Origin of the sequence: Chromohalobacter sp. 296-RDG, assembly GCF_029889885.1 — a bacterium.
Classification (GTDB): Bacteria; Pseudomonadota; Gammaproteobacteria; order Pseudomonadales; family Halomonadaceae; genus Chromohalobacter.
In genome coordinates, this window is sequence record NZ_JARANY010000002.1 from 58349 (window position 1) to 82760 (window position 24412).

Consider the following 24412-nt stretch of genomic DNA (forward strand, 5'->3'; position numbering starts at 1 on the left):
AAGGAGTTCAATATGTGTGGAATCGTAGGGGCCGTCGCCGAGCGTCATGTGCAGGAAATCCTGCTTGAAGGTTTGCGTCGTCTCGAGTATCGCGGCTACGACTCGGCGGGCATGTCCGTGCTTTCCGACGATGCGCGCCTCAATCGTCAGCGTGCGGTGGGCAAGGTAGCGGCCCTGGAAGAGAAACTCGCCGACACGGCGCTCAAGGGGACCCTAGGTGTCGCCCACACGCGCTGGGCCACGCACGGTCGTCCCAGCGAGCAGAACGCGCATCCGCATCAATCCGGCGATAGCCTGGCAGTAGTGCATAACGGCATCATCGAGAACCACGAGGCGCTTAAAGCCGAGCTCGAAGCCCAGGGTTACGTCTTCACCTCCGAGACCGACACCGAAGTGATCGCGCACCTGTTGTCGCGTGAGTTCACCCTTTCTCAGGACTTGCTGCAGGCCGTGCAACGCAGCGTGGCACTGCTGGAAGGCGCCTACGCCCTGGCGGTGGTGCACCGTGCCGAGCCCGATGCAATCGTCGGTGCACGCAAGGGCAGCCCTCTCGTGGTAGGCGTGGGTATCGGCGAGGCGTTCCTGGCTTCCGACCCGCTAGCGTTATTGCAGGTCACCGACCGTTTCATCTACATGATGGAAGGCGATGTGGTGCGCCTGGCTCGGGGCGGTGAGATCGAGCTCTTCGAGGCGAGCGGCGATCGAGCCGAGCGTCCGGTGACCATCTTCGAGCATGGCGACAGCGTGACCAGCAAGGGCGGCTATCGTCACTTCATGCTCAAGGAAATCCACGAGCAGTCCCAGGTGATCGCGGCCACGCTGGAAGGACGTCTCGGCGATCATCAGGTGCTGGTCAACAGTTTCGGGGCGGAAGCCGCGTCGCTGTTCGAGGGCGTGCGCCAGGTGCATATCATCGCCTGCGGCACCAGCTACCATGCGGGCATGGTGGCGCGCTACTGGATCGAGAAACTGGCCGGCGTGCCCACTCAGGTCGAAGTGGCCTCGGAGTATCGCTACCGCGAGGTCGTAGTGCCCGAAGGCACGCTGTTCGTGACGCTGTCCCAGTCCGGCGAGACCGCTGATACTCTGGCGGCGCTGCGCTTCGCCAAGCAGCGTGACTATCTCGGCAGTCTGGCGATCTGTAACGTGCCGGGCAGTTCGCTGGTGCGGGAGTCGGATCTTACTCTGATGACGCAGGCAGGCCCCGAGATCGGCGTCGCCTCGACCAAGGCCTTCACCACCCAACTGGTGGCGCTGATGCTGTTGGCCCTGGCGCTGGGCCGTGTGCGGGGCGCCAATGGCGAGCATGCACCGCTGGTCCAGGGACTTCGCGAGCTACCTGGAGTGATCAACCAGGTGCTGGCCCTGGATGGCGAGATCGAGCAGTTGTCGATGGCGTTCGCCGAAAAGCACCATGCGCTGTTCCTAGGACGCGGCGCGCATTTCCCGATCGCCCTGGAAGGGGCGCTAAAGCTCAAGGAAATCTCCTATATTCATGCCGAGGCCTATCCAGCGGGCGAACTGAAACACGGTCCCCTGGCGCTGGTCGATAGCGAGATGCCGGTGATCGCCGTGGCGCCCAACGACGAATTGCTCGAGAAGCTGAAATCCAACTTGCAGGAAGTTCGCGCGCGCGGTGGCGAGTTGTTCGTGTTCGCCGATGAGGGCATTCGCCTCGAAACATCCGAGCATCTGCATGTACTGCGTGTGCCGGCGGTCAGCGAGGCGTTGGCACCCCTCGTCTACACGATTCCGCTGCAATTGCTGGCTTATCATGTCGCCGTGCTCAAGGGCACCGACGTCGATCAGCCGCGCAACCTGGCGAAGTCGGTGACGGTGGAATGATGCGACATTTTGTCGGCTGGGCTATTGTGAGATGAAAACCTGAATTCAACTAATAAGTGCAGCACCTGCGGTATCCAGGGCCCCTGAGTATTCCCCCAGGAAAACCTGTGCCGGTGTCCGATAGCCGAGCTGTTTTCGGGGACGATCATTCAGCTTATTGACGGTTCTTCTCAGCTCGACTAGCGTGACCAATCTGGACTGCTTGTGTCCCTTGAGCACCGTATCGCCTTCCCAGTGGCCAATCGTGAGTCGATCATCCACCTCAGCGCAGCGGTGCTCGATACCGACTCGGTTCGGAATCTTGCCGAGTCCGGCGCTCTTGGTCTGTGCACGGTACTTGCTCCGCCGCTTGGGCTGTCGCAGGCATCGCCACAGGTCGTCACCCCGCGCCTTGTCATCCCAGATCAACGAATAGATCCACTGATGACTCACATAAGCGCCGTTGGCGTTGGCCATGAAGCCACTGATTTGCTGAGGGCTCCATTCGTTAGCCAGTTGATCAGTCACCCAGCGCATGAGGCTGGGGAGTCGCTTTGTCACTTTCCAGGTAGTGCGCCGCCGCCGATCACTGAGGCCCTGAGCCTGGCGGGGATCGTAGCCATCGGGAGAGGCATTACGGCGCAATTCGCGACTGACGGTGCTGTTGTGAATGCCAAGCGCTCTGGCGATCTGCCGCTGGCTCATACTGACACCTTGTTGGGCGTGAATCTGGTATCGTTGGGTCTGGGTCAGCTGTCGGTATCCCATGCTCTGCTTCACTTTGGTAGGTAAGGTCGAGAAGGGTACCGGCGCTGACCCTCCTTTCTCTACCTGGCGGTCCAAAGTGCTGCGGTTATTCTATGAATCCAGGTCGCGAAGCCTACAGGTACACACCAAACTCTCCCGCCATTTCCGCAAGCTTGTTGTGCAATGCCGCTAGCAGTTCGGCCTTAGCCGAGCCGGCACGATGGATCATGCCGATCTGTCTGAAGACCTGGGGCTCGCCAAAAGGCAGGGTCAGCATGTCGCGACCGTTCTCGCGCACCGCGATATCCGGCACGATGCTGGCGCCGAGCCCGGCCGCTACGCATTCTACGAGGGCAGGTACCGTATCGATCTCGGCGATATCCTGAATGGCAATGCCGAGACGAGCTAGCTCGTTATTGATAAGCGCTCCGAGCGGTACGTTGCTGCCGAAGCGCACGAAGGGCAGGGTTTCCAGCAGCTGTTTGACCGGCATCGGCGGCGTGCTAGGTGGCGCGATCACTACCAGCGGCTCGCGAATAAACGGCGACCATAGCAGGTCGCGTGAGACCCCCGAGTGCTCAGCGACCACCGCCAGGTCCAGCCGGTCGGCGTTGACATCGCTGATCAGCGTCGACGACATCCCCACCCGCAGGTTCACGTTCAGCTCCGGAAACTCTTGGCGTAGCGCCACGATGGCCTTTGGCAGCAGCCCGATGGTGCTGGTGCGCACCGAGCCAATATTGAGGGTACCGGTCATCTTTTTTCCGGATAGCACACCCCGGGTCTCATCCACCAAAGCCCGCACCTGTCGAGCTGTCTCCAGCATCTTCAGCCCCTGCAGATTGAGCGTCGGTGGGCGCGACTCTCGATTGAACAGCTTGGTGTCGAGCTCCTGCTCCAGTGCATAGACCTGCTGGCTGACTGCGGAGGGCGTCAGGTTCACCACCGCGGCCGCTCGCGCGAATGTGCCGTGTTCGGCGATCGCGATGAAGGTACGAAGCTGGCGAGTATCCATGCATTTTACCGATATATGAAGTTATTCTTCACATAAGAGCAAAATATATTCGCTTTTGTAAACCTATCTTTCCTGTAACATAAAAACAGTTCAAAAAAAGATAGCAACCAGCGATGCCACGCCGAGCTACTCCCGGTGCGGCTCGACGCTGATTAGGGAGGATCTAACTTGGCGACGAACCCGACGATTCTGGTAACAGGCCCTTACCTTGCCAAGAGTGCGAAGGACATGGCCGAAGCCGCGGGATTTACCGTGGTCCATACCCCCTCGTATCCCTCCGAGGATATGCTTGTTGCATTTATTGAGCGTCACGATCCGCTCGGCATCGTCTCTCGTATGGGGCAGTTCACCGCTGGCGCCATAGCGGCAGGCCAATCCTTGCGCGTGATCTCGAAGCACGGGGCCGGTGTCGACAATATTGACGTCGATGCGGCTACCCGGCACGGCGTTCAGGTCATCCGCGCCGCTGGCGGGAACGCCGTATCTGTCGCCGAACACGCTGTCGCGTTGATCTTCGCCACCGTCAAGCGATTGATGCCGCTGGACAAAGGCATGCGTGCGGGGCGCTGGGAGAAGGCCGAATTCCTCGGTCGCGAGTTGTCCGGTATGCGCCTGGGCCTGATCGGCGGCGGTGCCATCGCCGCCGCCGCGGCTAAGCTAGTGGAGGGCATGGGCCTAGATGTGATGGTCTACGACCCCTACGCATCCGCGGACGCCATCGAGTCCATGGGTGCCTGCAGCATCGAGCGTCTCGAAGACATGCTTCGCCAGTCCGACATCGTCAGCCTGCACTGCCCGCTGACCGAGGACAACACACACCTGCTCAACGCCGAGACCCTCGCCCTGATGCCGGTCGGCAGCTATGTCGTCAACACCTCTCGCGGTGGCCTGATCGACGAGGCTGCGCTTCTGTCCGCTCTGGAAAGCGGCCACCTCGCGGGCGCGGGACTCGATACCTTCGAGCAAGAACCCCCCTCCGGCGTGAGTTCCTTGGCTTCCTGCGAACAAGTCATCCTCACACCGCATATCGCTGGCGTCACCGAGGAAGGGGGAACCCGCGTCGGAGAGCTGGCTATCAAGGGTATTGTCGACTTCCTCGCCGGCAATGTTCTTTCAAAAGCGCGCCAGGTCAATGCTCTGGTAGCCGCTACCGGATCCTAGGCAGCCCAATCAACACAAGAAACCCTCTTCAGGTGTTCATCTCTCGGAGGAGTGATGCAATGACAGTCGGAAATAGAATTCTTCAGCGCACGCGTCGTGTCAACGTCGAAATCGTGAAAGCTTTCTCGGAACTACCCGTTGCAGTGGTTAGTGATAGCATGTCCCGCGTATTCGCTGGCGGCTCAGGCCTTCGTCCCATGCATCGCGATGGAAACTTAGCCGGAGTCGCGCTTACGGTCCGTACTCGCCCCGGTGATAACCTGATGCTGCATAAGGCGATCGACATGGCGGAACCCGGTGACGTCATCGTCTGCGATGCTGGCGGAGACACCACGAATGCCTTGATGGGCGAGCTGATGCTTGCTTACGCGGTCAAGAAGGGTGTGGCAGGTTTCGTTCTTAATGGCGCGCTTCGCGACCTGGACGGTTTCCGCGAGACCAATCTACCTACCTTCGCCTCTGGAGTGACTCATCGTGGCCCTTACAAGAACGGCCCTGGTGAGGTCAATACACCGATCAACCTGGGGGGCATGGTCATCGAACCGGGTGACCTGATTCTCGGCGACGCCGATGGCGTAGTGGCGGTGCCCTACGACGCCGCCGCGACAGTGCTCAAAGCCGCACAAGCGAAGCAAGCCGCCGAAGATAAGCAGATGGCTGTTATCCAAGCGGGCCAAAACGATCGCTCCTGGGTCGACAAGGCTCTCGAAGCTACTGGCTGTAACCTAGGGGGCTAAAATTGCGCCTGCCGAAAGCCGCAATACCGCTGATCAATGCTCGCCTTCGTATGTACCTCGTGGGCAACGCGGCTTCGGCAGTTGGCACCTGGGCACAACGTGTGGTTTTGCTATGGCTCGCTTGGGACATCACACAATCCAGCTTCATGCTGGGGTTAATGGCGATGGCCGATCTTCTACCATCGGTTATCGTAGCCCCCTTTGCAGGTTCTCTAGTCGATCGACAAGATCGAATTCATCTAGCACGTCGACTACAACTCCTATCGACGGCTCCCTCTTGTATAATGCTGATGGCAACAATGGCCGGGCTTGTCAGCCCGGCATTATTGCTTTTGGCAGCAGGGTTGACTGGAATTCTGAACGGCTTCGACCACCCAACACGCATGGTCGTCGTCGGCAGCATCGTTACCAAGGAAGATGTGCCAGGTGCGGTGGCGATCAACTCGATGGTGTTCAACCTTGCGCGAATGCTGGGGCCGGCAGCAGCTGGTCTAGCCCTGACATGGGGAGCACTCTGGTCGATCTTCATATTCAATGTTATTAGTTACCTTCTTTTCTCACTGATACTGTCACGGCTTGCCTGTCAGAAACCCTCTGGAAACGGGCAAGAGGACAACGTTCCGGACAACCCGGCTGGTGACAATCCCCAAAGTTCGTATTGGTCGGCGATTCGTCATGGCCTGACGGGACAGCATAAGCTCTTGTTGTTGTTCTTCGCACTCATGGCGTTGATCTACCGGCCCATCTTCGAACTGTTACCCGCGTTTGCCGATCATGTCGCCGTAGGGGACGCCAGCGCAAGGGCCTTTTCTTGGATGACTTCGGCTCAAGGACTGGGGGCGATGATCGGAGCGCTGTTGACCTCAATACTCCTGACAAGAGGCACGCCACTTTCATTGACCATAGGTTTCGGCCTCTCGGCAGCCCTGGCATGCGGACTCTTTTTGATGAGTAACGTGCTGTGGACAGCATTATTGAGCCTTACCTTATTGTCGGGAGCTATCCTTGCGAATGGAATCTGCACTCAAGTTGTTCTGCAAACGCAAGTTCCAGATTCGATTAGAGGCAAGGTGCTGTCACTTTACACAATGATTTTTCGTGGCCTACCAGGCTTGGGAGCTATGGCAGTCGGGGTTTTCTCCGACGAGTCATCTGAACGAATCATCTTTGCCTTGGGCAGCCTACCGATACTGATAATGTTGCTGATCCTCCTCTCGGCTCTTCGGAAAGAAAGCAGAAGAACATCACGTTGCCATCCCCACGACAATTTCAGGCATTAGAAAAAGCTTTACAGTAAGGAGAAAAGAATAAATCAGTTGACAGTCCATGGAGCATCTTCATGCACAGGAAAAGCTAAGACCCTGAGATAAATCAAACTAGCTGCGGCCAGCGAAACCCTGCCTTAGGCGCATACTCTTGGTAGCCCATTCCGGGATGCGAGGCTTAAATTCCACTCAGGTGATACCCGCCTCATGGCCCAACTACCAACAGACATCTCTAACACATCTCCTCGCTTTAAAGCTTCAGCCAGATCACAAGCTCACAAAGAAAGACTAAAGTCGCATATACAAAATCGACAAAAACCGTTCCGCGAATAAAGAATTCCTGCATCTTTCTTCAAGAAAATCGCGCTTTATACAGAATGTCTTTTCATGTTCAATTATTTACAGAGCACGCTTGCCGGCGTTGCAAAGGCCCGCAGCACGCGGCTTTCCGGTCTTCGACCAACGTCTAGTGATCCGTCAAAGCGTGAATCCAACGTCACATCCTGCTGTAACGCCAACCCTTCGAACGACAGCCACATCAACAACGATTAATGAGATAGGGACATGAAAAACGTCACGCACACTCTGGCCTCAAGCCTGATCATCATGAGCGCCGCCGCGGCAGGCAGTGCCCAGGCCGCCGACTGGACGGGCTACACCTACTCCTCGGTCTCCACCACGGCAGCCGTGCAAGGCATGGAGCGCATCACCGAGCGCGTCGATTCCGAGACCGACGACCTGTCGATCACGCTGCACCTGGGCAAGACGCTGCAGATCGCCTCCAGCGACATCACCCAGGCGGTGGGCGACGGCTTCATCGACTTCTCGGCCGACCTGTTCTTCTCCGGCAACGTTCCCATCGCCCGAATCCTCAATCTGCCGATGCTGATCGAGAACGACGAGGAGTGGGACAAGGCCTACGCGGCTATGACGCCCTACCTGGAGGAAGGCTTCGAGGAGCAGGGAGTCACCTATCTGGGCGCCTACCGCTACCCGCAGCAGGTCATCTTCACCTCGTTCGAGATCGACTCCCTCGACGACCTGGAGAACCACAAAATCCGTGTGACCTCCCCCGAGCAGGGCGCCTTCGTCGAGGCCTTCGGCGGCTCGCCGATCACCCTGTCCGGCTCCGAGGTGCCGACTGCGCTCGAGCGCGGCGTGATCGACGGCGTGCTGACCGCCAGCGCCGGCGGCGCCAAGAACTGGCACGAGTTCCTCGACTACAACTATCGCCTGCCGGTGAACTACGCCTACAGCGCCGTGATCGCCAACACCGATGCCTACGAGTCGCTGAGCGAGGCCGACCAGGAGACCCTGGCCACCATCGTCAGCGAAGAGACCGCCAACATCACCGAGGCCTTCCTGATCAACGAGCAGGCCCAGAAGGAATCCCAGGCGGAAGCGGGCATGACCATCATCGAGCCCAGCGATGCAGACATCGACAAGGCTCAGGACGCCCTTGCCTCCTTCTGGGAGCAGTGGGCCAACGACGCCGGCCCGGAGCATGAGCAGGCGCTGCAGGACGTGCTCAACGCACTCGACAAGTGATCGAACCGTCAGAGGACCGCAACGTGTCTGACTCCCCGCATGAAACAAGACAAGGGCCGACCTCCGCCGGCCCCGTCTTTGACGCCCTTGCCGCTTTAGTGCGCCTTCTTGCCGGCCTGGGGCTGATAACCCTCACCACCCTGATTGTCGCCGAGATCGGCTCGCGGCTGTTCTTCAGCAGCTCCCTTCAGGTGGTGGAAGAACTCTCGGGTTACCTGGTCATCGCCACCACACTGTTCGGCTCCAGCCTAGCGATCCGCAACGACGCGCTGTTCCAGGTCAGCTTCCTGTACGGCGTCCTGCAGCCTCGGGTTAGGCAAGTGCTCGGCCTTCTCTACATCGCGCTCGCCATCGGCATCTGCGGCGTGCTGATCTGGTACTCCTCCCAACTGGTGATGAGCTCGTTCTCCCGCGGCAACGTGGCCCCCACCGCCCTGATGACACCGCTGTGGATGCCGCAGCTGCTGCTGCCGGTGGGCCTGTCCGTGATGACCCTGTTCCTGTTCGAACGCGCCCTGCTCCAGCTCGGCATCGGAGGAAAACGCTGATGGAAGCGATAATCACCTTTTCCGCCCTGCTGCTGCTGATCATCGGCGGCTTGTGGGTGCAGTTCGCCGTCGGGGCCGCGGCCCTCGGCTACCTGTGGCTGATGAAGGGCTTCGCCGGCTGGAAGGCCCTCGGGCTCGTCAGCTGGGGCGCGGCCAACAGCTTCACCCTGGCCGCCATCCCGCTGTTCATCCTGATGGCCGAGATCCTGCTCGGTAGCGGCCTCAGCGGCCGGCTCTACAACGGCATCGCCCCCTTCATGCGGCGCCTGCCGGGCGGGCTTCTGCACACCAACATCATGGGCAGCGGCATCTTCGCCGCCGTGGCAGGCGGCAGCGCCCCAACCGCCGCGGCCATGTCGACCGTGGCCCTGCCGGCGCTGTCCGCACGCGGCTATCAGAAGCGCATCATCGCGGGCTCGCTGGCCGCCGGTGGCACCCTGGGCATCTTGATTCCGCCCTCGATCACCATGATCATCTACGCCACCTTCACCGAGACCTCGATCGCCAAGCTGTTTGCGGCCGGGCTGGTGCCGGGCATCCTGCTGGCGGCCTGCTACAGCCTTTTCATCGCCGCCCGCTCGCTGGCCAATCCCTCGCTGGTGCCGCGCGACACCACCAAACTGGCGCTCGGCGACTACCTGAAGGCGGCGCTCGACGTGGTGCCGTTCATGATCCTGATCGGCTTCGTGCTGGGCAGCATCTACGCTGGCATCGCCACCCCGACCGAGGCCGGCGCCGTTGGCGTGGTCGGCGCGATCATCATCGCCGCGGCCTACCGCCGCCTGAACCTGGCCATGCTGCGCAAGGCCGTCTCCCGCACCCTGGTGATGAGCGGCAACGTGCTGTTCATCGTCTTCATCTCGATGATCTTCGCCTATGCCACGGCGCTGTCCGGCGTCGGCGAGGATCTGGTCAGCTGGGTGGCCGAGACGGACATGTCGCCGTTCATGTTCCTGATCCTGCTGATGGTGACCTTCGCCATTCTAGGCTGCTTCATGGAAGGCCTGGGCATGATCGCGATCATCGTGCCGGTCATCTTCCCGGTGCTGATGGCGATGAACATCGACCCGGTGTGGTTCGGCGTGTTCGTGGTGATCCTGGTCGAGCTCGGCCAGCTGACCCCGCCGCTGGGCATCATCCTGTTCGTAGTCGCGAGCTCGGACTCCACCGTCAAGGTCGAGGACGTGGTCATGGGCGTGCTGCCCTTCTTCCTGATCATCCTAGCCTTCTTGGTGCTGCTGATCTGGTTCCCCGACATCGCCCTGTGGTTCCCCACCCTGACCTCTGGAGGTTGAACATGGCATTTCCCCATCCCGACCCGGCCCTGATTGAGGCCGAGGTCTTCACCGAGTTGCCCACGACGCTGAGACGCACCGGCCAGCGCTCCTACTGGGCGGATCGCAACCGGCGCGGGGCGGTGGTCGACAGCTTTATCGAGGGCCCGTCCTTCGATCTCGCGGGCAACCTTTGGTTCATCGACATTCCCTTCGGGCGGATCTTCCGCGCCGCCCCGGACGGATCCGTCGAGCAGATCGCCGAGTACGACGGCCAGCCCAATGGCCTCAAGATCGACGCCGCTGGGCGCATCTACATCGCCGACTTCCGCAACGGCATCATGCGGCTGAACCCGGACATCGGCGAGGTGACCACAGCGCTGGGCGATGCCGACACCGAGGGCTTCAAGGGCTGCAACGACCTGCACTTCGGCCCCGACGGAGCGCTGTACTTCACCGACCAGGGCCAAACCGGTCTGCAGGACCCCAGTGGCCGCGTCTACCGTTGGCACCCTGACAGCGGGCGGCTGGACTGCCTGATCGACAGGGTGCCGAGCCCCAATGGGCTGGTGCTCGACAAGACTGGCCACGCGCTCTACGTAGCGGTGACCCGGGCCAATGCCGTGTGGCGCCTGCCGATCTCGGACAGCGGACGCGTGATCAAGGCCGGGCTCTTCCTGCAGTTCTCCGGCGGCCGCGCGGGGCCGGACGGCCTGGCGCTGACCGAGGACGGCGGCGTCATCGTCTGCCAGACGGGCATGGGCTTGGTGTGGGTGCACGATGCGCTCGGCGTGCCGATCGCGGTGGTGAAATCGCCCCGCGGGCTCGGCACTACGAACTGCGCCTTCGGCGGCCCGGACAACCGCACGCTGTTCATCACCGAGTCCGACTCTGGCACCATTCTACGCGCCGAGCTGCCCGTCGCCGGCTTCCCCATGGCCTCCGGCTGGGGCCAGTGATTTCCCGGAGCCACGCGAGCTCGCCACCATGATTCTGAATCTCGACGACTACGAGGCCGCCGCCCGGCGGCGGCTTCCCCGTCCGCTGTTCCAGTACGTCGCCGGCGCCGCCGAGACCTCGGCGGCCTTCGCCGACAATTGCGACGCCTTCGATGCGTTGAAGCTGGTGCCGCGGACGCTGCGCGGAGTGGAAGGACGCAACACCCGGCGGCGCCTGTTCGGCCACGAGTGGTCGGCGCCGTTCGGCATCGCGCCGATGGGCATAAGCGCGCTGATGGCACTCGACGGCGACAACGTCGCCGCCAGGGTCGCCGGGCACGAGGGCATCCCCTACGTGCTGAGCGGCTCCTCGCTGACCCGTATGGAGGAGGTCGCCACGACCAATCCCCGGGCCTGGTTCCAGGCCTACGTGCCCGGTGAGGAGGAGCGCATCGCGGCGCTGATCGAGCGCGTCGCGGCCGCGGGCTACAAGACGCTGGTGCTCACCGCGGACACCGCCGTGCTGGCCAACCGCGAGAACAACCTGCGCGCCGGCTTCTCGACGCCGCTGCGCTTCACCCCGCGCATGCTGTGGGATTTCGGCACCAAACCGCGCTGGGTGGCCGGCACCTTCCTGCGCACGCTCCAGCAGCGCGGCATGCCCCACTTCGAGAACTCCGACGCCCGGCGCGGTGCGCCCATCGTCTCGCGCCAAGCCGCCCGGGACTTCGGCCGCAAGGATCATCTCAACTGGGAGCATGTGCGGCGGATTCGCGACCAGTGGAAGGGCCGGCTGGTGCTTAAGGGGCTGCTGTCCCACCACGACGTTGCCATGGCACGCACGCTCGGCTGCGACGGCGTGGTGCTCTCCAACCACGGTGGGCGACAGCTCGACCACGCCATCTCCGCGATGCGTGCCTTGCCGCTGGCGAAGGCCGAGGCCGGCGACATGGCAATCATGCTCGACGGCGGCATTCGCCGCGGCACCGATGTGGTGAAGGCCCTGGCGCTGGGCGCCGACTTCGTCTTCATCGGCCGCCCCTTTCTGTTCGCCTCCACGGTCGGCGGTGAGCAGGCACTTGGCCAGGCGGTCCAGATCATGCAGAGCGAGATCCACCGCAACCTGGGCCTGCTGGGGCTGCGCTCGCCGGATGAGCTCGATGCCTCGGCCGTGCTCGACCCGGCTTGCGAGCCCTGGCCCCCTCACTCCTCGACGACGGGAGACGCTCGTGTTGCCCCGACATGACCACCAGGATGGCACAGACGCTGCCGACGAGCGGCCCTGGCGCCAGCGCCCCGACGTGGCCACGCCGAACCCGCCACCGCGGCCGGACTGGCTCGCCCGAGTCAGTGAGCCCTCGCTGGTCCCGGAGCAGGAGATTGTCGATGCCCACCACCACCTGTGGGACCGGCGGGGCTTTCGCTATCTGCTCGAGGAGTTCGCCGAAGACATCGGCGACAGCGGTCATCGGGTGACCGCCTCGGTCTACGTGCAGTGTCGGACGATGTACCGCGCCGGCGGCCCGGAGGCCTATCGCCCGGTCGGTGAAGTCGAATTCGTGCGCGGGATCTCCGCCCAGGCGCGCAGCGGTCACTACGGCCCCACCGACGTAGCCGCAGGTATCGTCGGCCATGCCGACCTGCTGCTGGGCGCTGACGTCGCGCCGGTGCTAGAGGCACTGATGGAGGCCGGCGGCGGGCGCTTTCGCGGCGTGCGCGTGCCGGTCGCCGCGCATCCCGACCCGGCCGTGCGCTCCAACCCCGTGCCGGCGCCGGAGGGGCTGATGGTCAGCACAGCCTTCATTCAGGGCGCGCGGGAACTGGCCCGTCGCGGCCTGTCGCTGGACGTATGGCCCTACCAAACCCAGCTCGACGAAGTGGCCACCCTGGCGCAGCGCGTGCCGGAACTGACGATCGTGGTCAATCACGCCGGCGGACCGCTGGGCGTCGGGCCCTATGCCGCTCGCAGCGGCCATGAGCCGCCCCATCGCCAGGCTTGGCGCGACGGCCTGGCAAGGCTGGCCGAGCACCCCAAGGTGATGCTGAAGATCGGCGGCTTCGGCATGCCGATCATGGGCTTTGGCTTTGACACCGGCGCTGAGCCACCGGACTCGCGGCAGCTCGCCGAGGCCATCGCCCCGGACGTGGACGCCTGTATCGAACGCTTCACACCGCAGCGCTGCATGCTGGAGAGCAACTTTCCCGTCGACAAGGGTGGCTTCTCCTACGGCGTGCTGTGGAACGCCTATCACCGCCTCACCGGCTCCTGGAGCCAGCAGGAGCGCGACGCCGTGTTCCGCGATACGGCCACCCGGATCTACCGGCTGCCCGCCGGCCCCGAACACCTTCGATGACCGCCACCGGTACAGCCATCGTTACAACGATCTCAACAACAACCGAAACAACAACAATGGAGTACGCCAAGATGACACAACGACTACTCAAGCTGTCCCTCGCCGCTCTTGCCTCGTCCTCGCTGCTGGCCGGTGCCAGCCTGGCCCAGGCCGACTACCCCGAGAAGCCAATCAGTCTTGTGGTCGGCTATTCCGCCGGCGGCGGCACGGACGTCATGGCCCGCACCGTCGCCAATCATCTGGAGGAGTATCTGGGTGACGACGCCACGGTGGTGGTCAAGAACATGCCCGGCGCTGGCGGCCAGATCGGCTTCTCGGCCCTGGCTTCGGCCAACCCGGACGGCTACACCATCGGCACCATGAACCTGCCGGCAGCCATGGCGCTGACCTACGACCGCGATGCCGACTACGACCTGAACAGCTTCACCTGGCTGGCCAACGTGGTCGCCGACCCCAACACCCTGGTGGTGCCAAAGGACTCGGGCATCACCTCGGTGGAGGAATTGATCGCCGCGGCCCGGGATATCGACGGCAAGATGCCGGTGGGGTTATCCGCGCTGGGCGGCAATGATCACTTCTCCGCCATCCAGTTCGCCGAGGCGGCCGACATCGAGCTGAACTATGTGCCCTTCAACGGCGCCGCCCAGGCCCGCAGCGCGTTGATGGGCGGCCATGTGGCCATGGGCACCATGGCCTTCAGCCAGACCGTGGGCTTCGAGGATGGGCTGCGTGTGCTGGCCGTGCTGTCCGACAAGCGCCTGGAACAGGCTCCGAACATACCGACGGCCAGCGAGCTCGGTTTCGACATCGAGATGGGCTCGTTCCGCGGCCTGGCCGCGCCGGCCGACCTGCCCGACGATGTCCGCGCCACGCTGCTGGGTGCCCTCGATGAGATGGCCGAAGACGCTGACTTCCGCACCGACATGGCCAAGCAGGGCAACCCGCTGAGTGTCATCTACGGCGACGACTACCACGACCTAGCGGAGGTCCAGGACGAAGTGGCGCGGCGTACCTGGGAAGAAACACCCTGGAAATAAGACGGCTCGACAGATAGAGGGCGGGCCCCGCCCTCCTCTTGCTCGATGTTCGGCTGCTTCTTTTCCCTCCGCTGGCGAGCGCTTTTCTTTCGCGCTTTTCTCTAGCCCTCTTCTCTCACCCGGTCGCTCATCTGCTTCGACACCCTGTTTTGTCCTTCGCTCGCGCCAACCGGCAGGGCTCCTGAGCGGCAGATACGCCTTCCATGCTCCCGGAACACCCCCAGACCATAGTCGTAAAGGCCGATATGGCGGCCTATGACGCCGCCAACAGCAAAGCCCGCTGTCATGGGGCTGACGCCGATCCCTCTCCATTAATACAGATAAACTTACGACAAAGTGAAAAACTATTCGCTTTGATCCAGTCATTCTGTACGGTTCACTGCGCCAAACAGGCCTACCGGCCTTCTCGACCATCCGTGAACGTCAACGGGAGTACAACAATGAATGCCAAGCTCACAAGCCTCGCCGCCGCCCTCTGTCTTGCCAGCGTCACCTCGACCCAGGCGCTCGCCGACTACCCCGAGAAAAAGATTGACCTGATCGTCGGCTATGCCGCCGGCGGCGGTACCGACGTCATGGCCCGCACCGTGGCTCCCTTCCTCGAGGAGTACCTCGGCAACGACGCCACGGTGGTAGTCAAGAACATGCCCGGCGCCAGCGGCCAGATCGGCGTGACCGCCGTGGCCCAGGCCGATCCCGACGGCTACACCATCGGCACCTACAACCTGCCCGGCATGATGGCGCGCACCCTCGACCGCGACGCCGACTACAGCGCCGACAGCTTCAGCTATCTGGCCAATGTGGTGAACGATCCCAACGTAATCGTCACGCCCAAGGGCAGCGACATCGACACTATGGATGAGCTGGTCGACGCCGCCCAGGAACGGGACGGAGCCGTCACCGTCAGCATGTCGAGCCTCGGTGGCGATGACCACTTCTTCCTGATCCGCCTCTCCGAAGCGACCGATGCCGAGTACACCATCGTGCCGTTCTCCGGCTCCGCACCGGCACGCAGCGCGCTGATGGGTGGCCACGTCACCATGGGCATCATCAACCTGTCCGAGGTGGTCAACTTCCGTGACGAGTTCAACGTGCTGGGCATCGCCACCGAAGAACGCTCCGATCTGCTGAAAGGCGTGCCGACCTTCAGCGAGCAGGGCTATGACCTGATCAACGGTTCGCTGCGCGGCTTCATCGCTCCCGCTGGCCTGCCGGAGGACGTCGAGTCCAGCCTGATCACCGCCTTCGAGAAGACCTACGAGGATCCGGAGTTTCAAGAGGCCATGCTCAAATCAGGCAACCCGGTCAATCTAACCACCGGGGAAGGCTTCGAAGCGCTCAACGCCGAGCAGTTGGAGCTGGCCGAGCGCGTCTGGAACACCTCTCCCTGGAAATAAGATGGCCGACCGGGGCCTTTCACTGCCCCGGCCTTGCAGGCTACGTCGCCACAATGCGTGACGCGACAAGACGGCCTCCTCGACGTGTCGACTCGCTCCATGGAGCAGGGCGAACACTCTGTGAGCAAGACAGATAGGATCCATTATGAAACCGACAGCTTCCAAGCGTGCGCCACATCCCGACCTCATCGCCGGTATTGCCATCATGGCCGTTTCAGGTTTTCTGCTGTTACGCACGCCCGACATGCCGACCATGAGCTCGGTGCTGCCGATCACTATGCTGATCGGGCTGATCGGGCTCGCTGCGCTGCTGATCCTGCGGGTCTTCGTCGCCCATCGCAGCGAGCGCATGAAGGCACCACGCCACCGGATCTTCGATTCCAGGCCACGCTTTCTCGGCATCATCGCGTCCATCGGACTCTATGTGGGCAGCGTGAGCCTGATCGGCTTCTACACCACTACCGCGGTCATGGTGCCCATTGTGGCGTGGTGCTTCGGCTATCGCGACATCAAGCGGCTGCTGCTGGCCGACCTGATCTTTACCGGTGGCCTCGCGGTGATATTCGTCCTGCTGATGGGCCAGGACCTTCCCACTGAATTCTTCATCCGCTGACGGAGGGCTGACACATGTATGGAAGTTTGATTGATGCACTCCCGGCGGTGCTGTCACTCGGAAATTTTGCTGCGGTCGTGATCGGCGTCATCGCCGGCATCTGCATCGGCGCCCTGCCCGGGCTCAGCGCCACCATGGCGGTCTCGGTGCTGATTCCCTTCACCTTCGGCATGGACCCGCTGATCGCGCTTGGCATGATGGCCGGCATCTACAACGGCGCCATGTATGGCGGCTCGATTCCCGCGGTGCTGCTGCGCATTCCCGGCACTCCGGCCGCCGTGGCCACCAGCTTCGACGGCTACCCCATGGCCCAGCAGGGCAAGGGCGGCTACGCCCTGCAGGTCTCCGTGGTGTCCTCCGCCATTGGCGGCATCGCCTCGGCCATCGTGCTGATGCTGCTGGCCCCGCCGCTGGCCAAGGTGACGCTTCTTTTCGGCCCCTCCGAGGTCTTCTGGGTGGCCGTCTTCGGCCTGTCGGCCATCGTCTTCCTGCTTGGCGGTGACGTTCTCAAGGGTTTGATGAGCGCCTGCTTCGGTGTCTTCGTCTCGCTGATCGGCCTGGACACCATCTCCGGCTTTGACCGCTACACTTTCGGCCACCTGGAACTGCTCGACGGCATCAACATCGTGGTGCTGCTGGTCGGCCTGTACGCCCTGCCGCCAGCGATCGCCCTGCTGGAGGAGGTCATAGACGTCGACACCTCCACCGCTGGCAAGCTCAACACCGTCAGCATCTGGAAGGCCATTCCCAGCATGCTACGGTTCTGGAAGACTTGGCTGCGTTCCGCAGTGATTGGCGTGTTCGTCGGCATCCTGCCGGGCGCCGGCGGCTCGATGGGAGCCTTCCTCAGCTACAACGAGGCGAGGCGCGCCTCCCACAACCCTGACAACTGGGGCAAGGGCGAACCCGAGGGCGTAGCAGCCTCTGAAACCTCCAACAACGCCGATACCGCCTCGGCGCTGATCCCCGCCCTGACGCTCGGCATCCCCGGCACCGCAGTGGCGGCGGTGATGCTCGGCGGCCTGCTGATCCACGGCCTGCAGCCCGGCCCGATGTTGTTCCGCGACAACCCCGACATCGTGTTCGGCTTCATGTGGCAGTTCCTGTTCGCCGCCATCCTGCTGATCATACTCGGTGGCGCCCTGGCCACCAACAGCTTCGCCCAGGTGCTGCGCCTGCCGCGCCCGCTGCTCGGCGCCTTTATCATCACCTTGGTGCTGGTGGGTGTGTACTCGATCAACGGCCGCATGTTCGATGTCTACCTGATGCTAGGCTTTGGCCTGATCGGCTACTTCATGGATAAGTTGAAGTTTCCGTTACCGCCGGTGGTGCTGGGCCTGATCCTCGGCAGCTTAGCCGAGCAAAACCTGCGCCTGGCGCTGCGCATCGGCGGCGGCGAGTGGGGCGTGCTGACTGCCAGTACGACTTCCCAGGTCATCATCGCTATGATCCTGCTGGTGGTACTGATGCCGCTGATCTCCCGCGTACTGCGTCGCAATAAGCCGCAGCCTTCAACCTCCTGACGCCCGCCGGTAACCGCTGGCGATACAAGAGAGTGCGGTGACACCTGGTGCCCCATGCTCTTTTCCGCTTGGGAATGGGGCCATTTTCATTGAGTAAGTTACTCTGATCGTGGACAGGCAACCGCGAGAGGGTGCGAACTCATGACACTGCTAGAATTTGCAGACTTTGGAATGCTTGCAAAGCGACCGCTCCTACATGGCCGCTATGAGTGGCGATATCATCGCCTACCTGCGTGGGGACTACTCCTTGACCATTCCAGACCACTTTTCTTTCGCCGAAGCTCTGAGATTCGCGCCAAACTCGTCCCATCAGAACAAAACGACGCTGTTTGTGATGAGGTGGAGGCTTGATTACAAAAGGACTCCTTCTGCTCATGAGAAAGATATGCCCGAGACAGTCTTGCTGGAAGACTGCCCTTACTCGCTCGATGCAGCTTCTGCAACATTGCGAACTCGAACCCCCGAGGCTGGAGAGCTGTAGTAGTGGCACGATGCGCATGATGCTGGAAGCGAGGTTCCAAGCGCTCCTTGCGAGAGAGATGTTTGGCAAGCCGCTGAGCGGTTTTTTTGGGAGCCGAGAAGGTGCTAAACGCTGGGTACTGAGCCCCTGCAATTGCATTGAGTAACCGAACGCCGGCAGATGTGGCGCTTGAAGACCCCTCGGCCGCAGATTCTGAGTGTAACACCTGATCATTCCGATAAGGTGTTGCCCCATGTCTTACGTCGAACTCAGCATTGAAGAACGTGCCACCCTGCAGGTTAGCCGAGCCCAAGGCATGAGTATCCGGCAAGTCGCCGCCGTCATGGAGCGTTCTCCCTCGAGATATGCCGCGAGCTTCAGCGTAACTAGACGCCAGATGCGCGCTATTGTGTCCGCCATGCTCAGCAGCTGCATCAGCAACGGCGAGAGGTCTGCCGCCCCGAGCATAAGCTGCTGCCAGGCAGCGAGCGTTTGGAACTTGTCACTTACCTGCTGCGGCAACGGTTGTCTCCCGAACAGATTGCCGGCAGGCTCAAGACCATGGATATACCCAACCTCAAAGAGGCTTACGTCTGTCGCGAGACAATCTACGACGCGATTTATGCACTGCCTGTCGGGCAACTACGCAAGGAACTGATTTACTGCTTGCGCCAGGGAAACTCGACCTGCAAACCGCGCCATGGCGATGTTGACCGACGAGGCTAGATTCCCGACATGGTCAGCATTCACCTGCGACCGCCAGAAGTCGCGAAGCGTGAGATGTCCGGCCACTGGGAAGGTGATCTGATCAAGGGCAAGAATAGCGCGTCGGCCGTCGGAACGCTGGTCGAGATGAGTAGCGGCTACGTGATGCTGGCGAAGATGAACGACGCGACAGCCACGTCGGCTGTCGAGGGATTTAGTGCCGCCTTGAATCGGATGCCGATAACCGTGCGGAAAACGCTGACCTACGATCAGGGACGCGAAGTGGCCCGTCATGCGGAGATCACACAGAACACCGGCGTAGCCATCTATTTTTGCGATCCTCACAGCCCCTGGCAGCGAGGAAGCAACGAGAACATTAATGGCTCGATCCGTCAGTATTTACCCAAAGGCACTGACCTATCCGTGGTGACGCAGGATGAATTGGACGCCATCGCTTATGAGCTCAACATACGGCCTCGCAAGCGGTTCGACTTCAAGAACCCTATCGAGATGATGAACGCGCTAATGAAAAAATATCAGAACGGCCCATCGTCAATTCAATAACCGTGTTGCATTCAGAGCCTGTATCCGCCGAGAAATATGGTTAAAAAGTGACCAAATTTGTGTGTTTATGCAAGACTTGGGATGAATCTTTATTTTAATTCCACAGCTATTTTGTTAGCGTGCTATAAAATACATCCTGGTTCTTAACGCCGGGCGCCGCGTTCGGCGGCGATCAAGGAGTCTTACATGCCTGCTCAGTTTCCTCAGGCCCGTCTGCGGCGCCTGCGGCGTACGTCGTCGCTACGCGATCTGGTACGCGAAACCTCTCTTCGCCCGGAGAATTTGATCTATCCGATCTTCGTGGAGGAGGGTGCGGACGACTTCGTACCCATCGAGGGAATGCCGGGGCAGTACCGCATTCCGGAAAACCAGTTGGCGGAGGAAGTGAAACGCCTCAGTGCGTTGGGTCTCAAGGGCATCGTGCCGTTCGGGATTTCGCATCACAAGGACGCCAGTGGCAGCGATGCGATGGACGACAATGGCCTGGTGTCGCGCATGGTGCGCATCATCAAGGCGGCCGATCCCGAGATGATGGTGATTCCGGATGTCTGCTTCTGCGAATACACCACGCACGGCCACTGCGGCATCCTCAAGGGTGACACGGTCGACAATGACCTGACGATCCGTAATCTCGGCGTTCAGGCGGTCGCGGCTGCCCGGGCGGGGGCCGACATCATTGCGCCCTCGGCGGCACAGGACGGCCAGGTGGCAACGATTCGCGCGGCGCTGGACGAGGCTGGTTTCGAGGATATCCCCATCATGGCGTATTCCACCAAGCTGGCCTCGGCGCTGTACGGGCCTTTCCGCGAAGCGGCGGGCACCGAACTCCAGGGGGATCGCAAGACCTATCAGATGGACCCCATGAATCGTCGCGAGGCGCTGCGTGAGTCGCTGGCGGACGAGGCCGAGGGCGCCGATTTCCTGATGGTCAAGCCGGCGCTGGCGTATCTCGACATCATGGCGGACATCCGCCGCAACAGTTTGTTGCCGTTGGTGGCGTATCAGGTCAGCGGCGAGTACGCGATGATTCGCCTGGCGGCGCAACAGGGCGTGATCGATGAGGCGGCGGTGATCCGTGAGACGCTGGGTTCGATGCGTCGCGCCGGTGCCGACCTGATCATGACCTACTTCGCCCCCCAGTTGCTGGAAGAAGGGCTATAGAAGTTGGAAGAAGGGCTGTAAGGCGTTACGCGGGGGCCGTGGTGTCCCAGCGTGCGCCGGTGAGCTCGCATGAGACGTCCCAAAGGCATTTCTCGACCGCTGAATCGCGTGTGTTGCGGGCGCGGTGCGCCACTTTGGGTGCGCCACGGGTCTCGCCGATACCGTCGGGCCCGATGTAATCGCCGGGGCCGACGCGATCGCTGAGCGCGGCATGCAGCGTGGGGCGGGCGCCCTCGGCGGCGGATTGGCTGATCAGCGGCAGACCAAGCTTGAAGACACTACCGATGAAAGGACGGCTTTTTACGCCGTGGTCGAACAGCGCGGTACGCGACAATCCGGGATGGGCAGCCAGGCTCTTGAGTCCCCAGTCTTGGGCATCGCTGTGTTTCTGCAGTGCCTGGGCGAACAACAGCATGGCGAGCTTGGATTGCCGGTAGGCGCGCCAGGGGTCGTAGTGCGTCTCGCCGTTCAAGTCATCGAAGGCGATACGGCCGCCACGATGGGCGAGGCTCGAGAGTTGTACCACGCGGGGCGCCGTCGTGGCGGTAAGCAGTGGCAGCAACTCGCTGGTGAGCAGGAAATGGCCCAGATAATTGATCCCCCACTGGCGTTCGAAGCCGTCCCGTGTGCGCTCGAGGCGCGGCAGGGCCATGATGCCGGCGTTGTTGATCAGTCGTTCCAGCGAAGACTCGGTCTGCGTCAAGCGCCGGGCGAAGTCGCGTACCGATTCGAGGCTGTCGAGGTCGAGCGGCTCAGCGTGCACCTCGGCATGCGGCGCATGGACGCGAATGGCGTGGCAGGCCAGCTCGCCTCTTTCCACGTTGCGTGCGGTGACGATCACGCGATAGCCCTGCGCGGCCAGGCCCTTGGCGGTCTCGAGTCCTAGCCCGGCGGTAGCGCCGGTGACCACGGCCAACGGGGTCGTGGTGTGGCGATCTTCACTCATGCGTTTTCCTCTCTTGGCCCGATGATCGGCTCATTTCGGCATCAGTACCCACAGGCGACCCTCCTGCTTCATGCGTGCGGCGCGTTCACCGGCCGCTTCGCCGTGTCCCCAATAGAAATCCGCGCGTACCGAGCCTTTGATGGCACTGCCGGTATCTTGGGCGACCATCAGACGTTGCAAGGGTTCTTTCGAGAGCGGCTGTGTGGTCGACAGGAAGATTGGTGCGCCCAGCGGAATGCGTGAGGGATCCACGGCTAGACTGCGTTCCGCGGTCAGGGGCACGCCGAGGGCGCCGATGGGCCCCTCAGTGTGGGGATGGTCGCTATCCAGCTCTCGGAAGAACACCATGCGCGGGTTGACGGTCAGCATTTCTTCCACGCGTTCGGGATGCCGCTTGGCCCAGGCCTTTACACCGGGCAAGGTCGCTTGGGAAGCGTCGATTTCCCCGCGTTCGATCAAGGCGCGATTGAACGAGCGGAAGGGCTGATTGTTGGATCCCGCGAAGGCCACACGCATGGTGCCGCCGTCGTCCAGCCGGACACGTCCCGACCCCTGGATCTGTAGGAAGGCGGCCTCGACGGGATCGTCGACCCAGACCAGTTCCTGACCGCTTAGGGCACCGCTTTCCAGCAACGTGCGCTGCGTGGCACGTACACGCTGCGGCGCCGCTTGCCAGGCGTTGGGGAAGCGATAGAGCGGCGTCTGATAAGGTCCGTGGCGCTCACGCGCGCCATGCAGAATGGGCTCGTAATAGCCGGTGATCGTGCCCGTGGTGGAACCATCGTCGTTAGTGAGGCGGTAAGGCTGAAAGCGCATCTCGAAAAAGCGCGTGATATCGCGCTCATCGAGCGGATCGACCTGCTGGGCATCATCGCAGACCGATGTCCAGCGAGGTTTCTTGGCAAGCTGCGGACAACTGGCGAGAAACGCGCTCCAGGCGGCGATGACGTGATCGTCACGCCAGCCGGGCAGTGCCTGCCATTCCATGGGTCGCATGCGCTCGGACGCTACCGGCGATGGCGTGCTCGGTGCGGGCGGCTGAGAGCTGCACGCTCCCAGTACCAACAGCGGCAACAACCACGCCGTGCGTGCCAGTAGGCGCAGGGTGTGAGCGGCATCGATGATCGGTCGCGACAATGGCATGAACAAGCAAGGCACCTTGGCGGTCGACTCCCGGAATGAGTGTCGCCAGCGATGATGCCTTGCCGAGGCGAGTCGTGCCAGTGGCATCTTGTTTCAACCTTTCACGTGGAACACATGCAGACGCGAGAGCGAACTATGTCGGGACGTTGGGGTACCCTTTACCCTTGCGACGTCGCAGATGGAGGCATGACATGACACAGGAAACGGGCCCGATGAGGCTGCTTCATGCAGCGCATCATGGCGGCGAGATGCAGGCGATACAATTGCGAGGCGCGTCATGACGGAGGATCGGCCACGTTTGTTCCTGGGTTTGCCGATGTGGGCCAACGGCGAATGGTGCGGCAGTCTTTACGCGCAACACACGCCACAGGAGGGCATGCTGCACGATTACGGTGCCGTGTTCACTAGCGTGGAAGGCAATACGACCTTCTACAGCGGGCCGCCCAAGGCGGCGACCATCGCCCAATGGGCGCGTCAGGCACCGGCGGATTTTCGTTTTTGCTTCAAGCTGCCGGCGCGGCTCACGCATGAAAAGCGCCTGGTGGGCGTCGCGGAGGAGCTCGAGACGTTCTTTGCAGCGCTAGCGCCGTTACATGACCGGCTAGGACCGACGATGGTGCAATTGCCGCGTGATTTCGGGGCTCGGGAACTGCCAGCGTTGGAGACATTGTTGAGAGACTGGCCGTCGGCAAGCCCTTGTGCCGTGGAAGTGCGTCATAGTGATTTTTTCCACAAAGGGGCGGCAGAGCAGCAATTGAACCGCTTGTTGATAACTTTGGGGATGGATCGGGTCATGCTCGATGTGAGGCCGCTTTTCGCCACGCCCGCAGGCACCGATACGCGCTTGATAAAGGCGCAGGGTGAAAAGCCGAAACGCCCGTTACACGTGATTTCCACGGCAAATATGCCTATCGTGCGTTTCATCGGGCATTCTGATATGGCCATCAACGAGCGACTTTTCACTCCTTGGTGTGAACGCCTGGTGTTGTGGATAAAACAGGGGAAAACCCCTTTCTTGTTTGTGCATACGCCGGATAACCGGCAAGCGCCACAATTGGCGCGACGCTTCTATGCACGCCTGGCCGAACGCGTCGAATTACCGCCTCTCGAGGCCTTTCCCGGCGAGCGGCAGAGCGCGCTTTTCTAACCGCGGTGATAACGCCATGGCGGGGTATGACGTGTCGTCGATGGCTTGATGCTATAACGCGAATGGTCTTGGCTAAAACTTGCCGCTAAAATGGCGCCTCTCTGTGGGCGACGTCGAGGACAGTCGTCTCTTCAATCGGTGTTTATCGACACCCTTACGGTGACTGACATCGCTGCGAGCGGTGCGGTTTCCTTGTTGATCGGTGGTCAGATCCCAGCCGCTCGCAAGGACCTGTCATGCTCCATGTCGCGGTGTGCGATCCATGCCCGGGGACGTGGCAACAACAATACAACGTCATCATTTTA

The 24412-nt window shown here is 61.7% G+C and carries 20 protein-coding genes and 1 pseudogene; 17 read left to right on the forward strand and 4 right to left on the reverse strand.

Annotation, left to right across the window (positions count from 1 at the left end; all coding sequences use genetic code 11):
- Positions 1-12: 12 nt before the first annotated feature.
- Positions 13-1845, forward strand: coding sequence for a glutamine--fructose-6-phosphate transaminase (isomerizing) (glmS, locus tag OP495_RS01585; RefSeq protein WP_280562432.1), 1833 nt, complete (start codon positions 13-15; stop codon positions 1843-1845).
- Between the two features lie 45 nt (positions 1846-1890).
- Here glmS and OP495_RS01590 read toward each other — a convergent pair whose 3' ends face one another.
- Positions 1891-2592, reverse strand: coding sequence for an IS30 family transposase (locus OP495_RS01590; protein ID WP_280566702.1), 702 nt, complete (start codon positions 2590-2592; stop codon positions 1891-1893).
- Positions 2593-2704: 112 nt separating this feature from the next.
- The gene (locus tag OP495_RS01595) at positions 2705-3586 is read right to left on the reverse strand and encodes a LysR substrate-binding domain-containing protein (protein WP_280566705.1); all 882 of its coding nucleotides are present in this window, start codon (positions 3584-3586) and stop codon (positions 2705-2707) included.
- A 168-nt stretch (positions 3587-3754) separates the two neighbouring features.
- Between OP495_RS01595 and OP495_RS01600 the strand changes: the two genes are divergently transcribed.
- From OP495_RS01600 to hemB, 15 genes and pseudogenes are all read left to right on the forward strand, one after another.
- A complete protein-coding gene (locus tag OP495_RS01600; protein ID WP_280566708.1) occupies positions 3755-4747 on the forward strand; it encodes a hydroxyacid dehydrogenase in 993 nt (330 codons plus the stop codon).
- A gap of 59 nt (positions 4748-4806) precedes the next feature.
- The gene (locus tag OP495_RS01605; protein ID WP_280566711.1) at positions 4807-5484 is read left to right on the forward strand and encodes an RraA family protein; all 678 of its coding nucleotides are present in this window, start codon (positions 4807-4809) and stop codon (positions 5482-5484) included.
- Positions 5485-5486: 2 nt separating this feature from the next.
- On the forward strand, positions 5487-6764 hold the full coding sequence (locus tag OP495_RS01610; RefSeq protein WP_280566714.1) for an MFS transporter: 1278 nt from the start codon (positions 5487-5489) through the stop codon (positions 6762-6764).
- Positions 6765-7313: 549 nt separating this feature from the next.
- Entirely contained in the window at positions 7314-8297 is a 984-nt protein-coding gene (dctP, locus tag OP495_RS01615) for a TRAP transporter substrate-binding protein DctP (RefSeq protein WP_280566716.1), read from the forward strand.
- Positions 8298-8320: 23 nt separating this feature from the next.
- The gene (locus tag OP495_RS01620; RefSeq protein ID WP_280566718.1) at positions 8321-8845 is read left to right on the forward strand and encodes a TRAP transporter small permease; all 525 of its coding nucleotides are present in this window, start codon (positions 8321-8323) and stop codon (positions 8843-8845) included.
- Positions 8845-10140, forward strand: a complete 1296-nt coding sequence (locus tag OP495_RS01625) for a TRAP transporter large permease (RefSeq protein ID WP_280566721.1) — start codon at positions 8845-8847, stop codon at positions 10138-10140. The genes OP495_RS01620 and OP495_RS01625 overlap by 1 nt, the downstream gene beginning before the upstream one ends.
- Before the next feature lie 2 nt (positions 10141-10142).
- Positions 10143-11078, forward strand: coding sequence for an SMP-30/gluconolactonase/LRE family protein (locus OP495_RS01630; RefSeq protein WP_280566722.1), 936 nt, complete (start codon positions 10143-10145; stop codon positions 11076-11078).
- A 28-nt stretch (positions 11079-11106) separates the two neighbouring features.
- Positions 11107-12303, forward strand: a complete 1197-nt coding sequence (locus OP495_RS01635) for an alpha-hydroxy acid oxidase (protein ID WP_280566724.1) — start codon at positions 11107-11109, stop codon at positions 12301-12303.
- A complete protein-coding gene (locus OP495_RS01640) occupies positions 12287-13411 on the forward strand; it encodes an amidohydrolase family protein (protein ID WP_280566726.1) in 1125 nt (374 codons plus the stop codon). The genes OP495_RS01635 and OP495_RS01640 overlap by 17 nt, the downstream gene beginning before the upstream one ends.
- A 71-nt stretch (positions 13412-13482) precedes the next feature.
- The gene (locus tag OP495_RS01645; RefSeq protein WP_280566728.1) at positions 13483-14448 is read left to right on the forward strand and encodes a tripartite tricarboxylate transporter substrate binding protein; all 966 of its coding nucleotides are present in this window, start codon (positions 13483-13485) and stop codon (positions 14446-14448) included.
- A 440-nt stretch (positions 14449-14888) separates the two neighbouring features.
- The gene (locus OP495_RS01650) at positions 14889-15845 is read left to right on the forward strand and encodes a tripartite tricarboxylate transporter substrate binding protein (protein WP_280566731.1); all 957 of its coding nucleotides are present in this window, start codon (positions 14889-14891) and stop codon (positions 15843-15845) included.
- Between the two features lie 145 nt (positions 15846-15990).
- Positions 15991-16458 carry a tripartite tricarboxylate transporter TctB family protein gene (locus OP495_RS01655; protein WP_280566734.1) on the forward strand — a complete coding sequence of 156 codons (468 nt, stop codon included), beginning with the start codon at positions 15991-15993 and terminating at the stop codon, positions 16456-16458.
- Positions 16459-16472: 14 nt separating this feature from the next.
- Positions 16473-17981, forward strand: a complete 1509-nt coding sequence (locus OP495_RS01660) for a tripartite tricarboxylate transporter permease (protein WP_280566736.1) — start codon at positions 16473-16475, stop codon at positions 17979-17981.
- Between the two features lie 713 nt (positions 17982-18694).
- A pseudogene (locus OP495_RS01665) lies at positions 18695-19710 on the forward strand (IS30 family transposase).
- A gap of 186 nt (positions 19711-19896) precedes the next feature.
- The gene (hemB, locus tag OP495_RS01670) at positions 19897-20871 is read left to right on the forward strand and encodes a porphobilinogen synthase (RefSeq protein ID WP_280566737.1); all 975 of its coding nucleotides are present in this window, start codon (positions 19897-19899) and stop codon (positions 20869-20871) included.
- Between the two features lie 25 nt (positions 20872-20896).
- Here hemB and OP495_RS01675 read toward each other — a convergent pair whose 3' ends face one another.
- Both OP495_RS01675 and OP495_RS01680 read right to left on the reverse strand, forming a co-directional pair.
- Positions 20897-21817 carry an oxidoreductase gene (locus OP495_RS01675; protein WP_280566738.1) on the reverse strand — a complete coding sequence of 307 codons (921 nt, stop codon included), beginning with the start codon at positions 21815-21817 and terminating at the stop codon, positions 20897-20899.
- Between the two features lie 30 nt (positions 21818-21847).
- Positions 21848-22960 carry an MltA domain-containing protein gene (locus OP495_RS01680; protein ID WP_280562435.1) on the reverse strand — a complete coding sequence of 371 codons (1113 nt, stop codon included), beginning with the start codon at positions 22958-22960 and terminating at the stop codon, positions 21848-21850.
- 277 nt (positions 22961-23237) lie between these two features.
- Here OP495_RS01680 and OP495_RS01685 point away from each other — a divergent pair, with 277 nt between their 5' ends.
- Positions 23238-24107 (forward strand): DUF72 domain-containing protein, encoded by an 870-nt coding sequence (locus OP495_RS01685; protein ID WP_280562436.1) that lies wholly within the window; start codon positions 23238-23240, stop codon positions 24105-24107.
- Positions 24108-24412 lie beyond the last annotated feature (305 nt).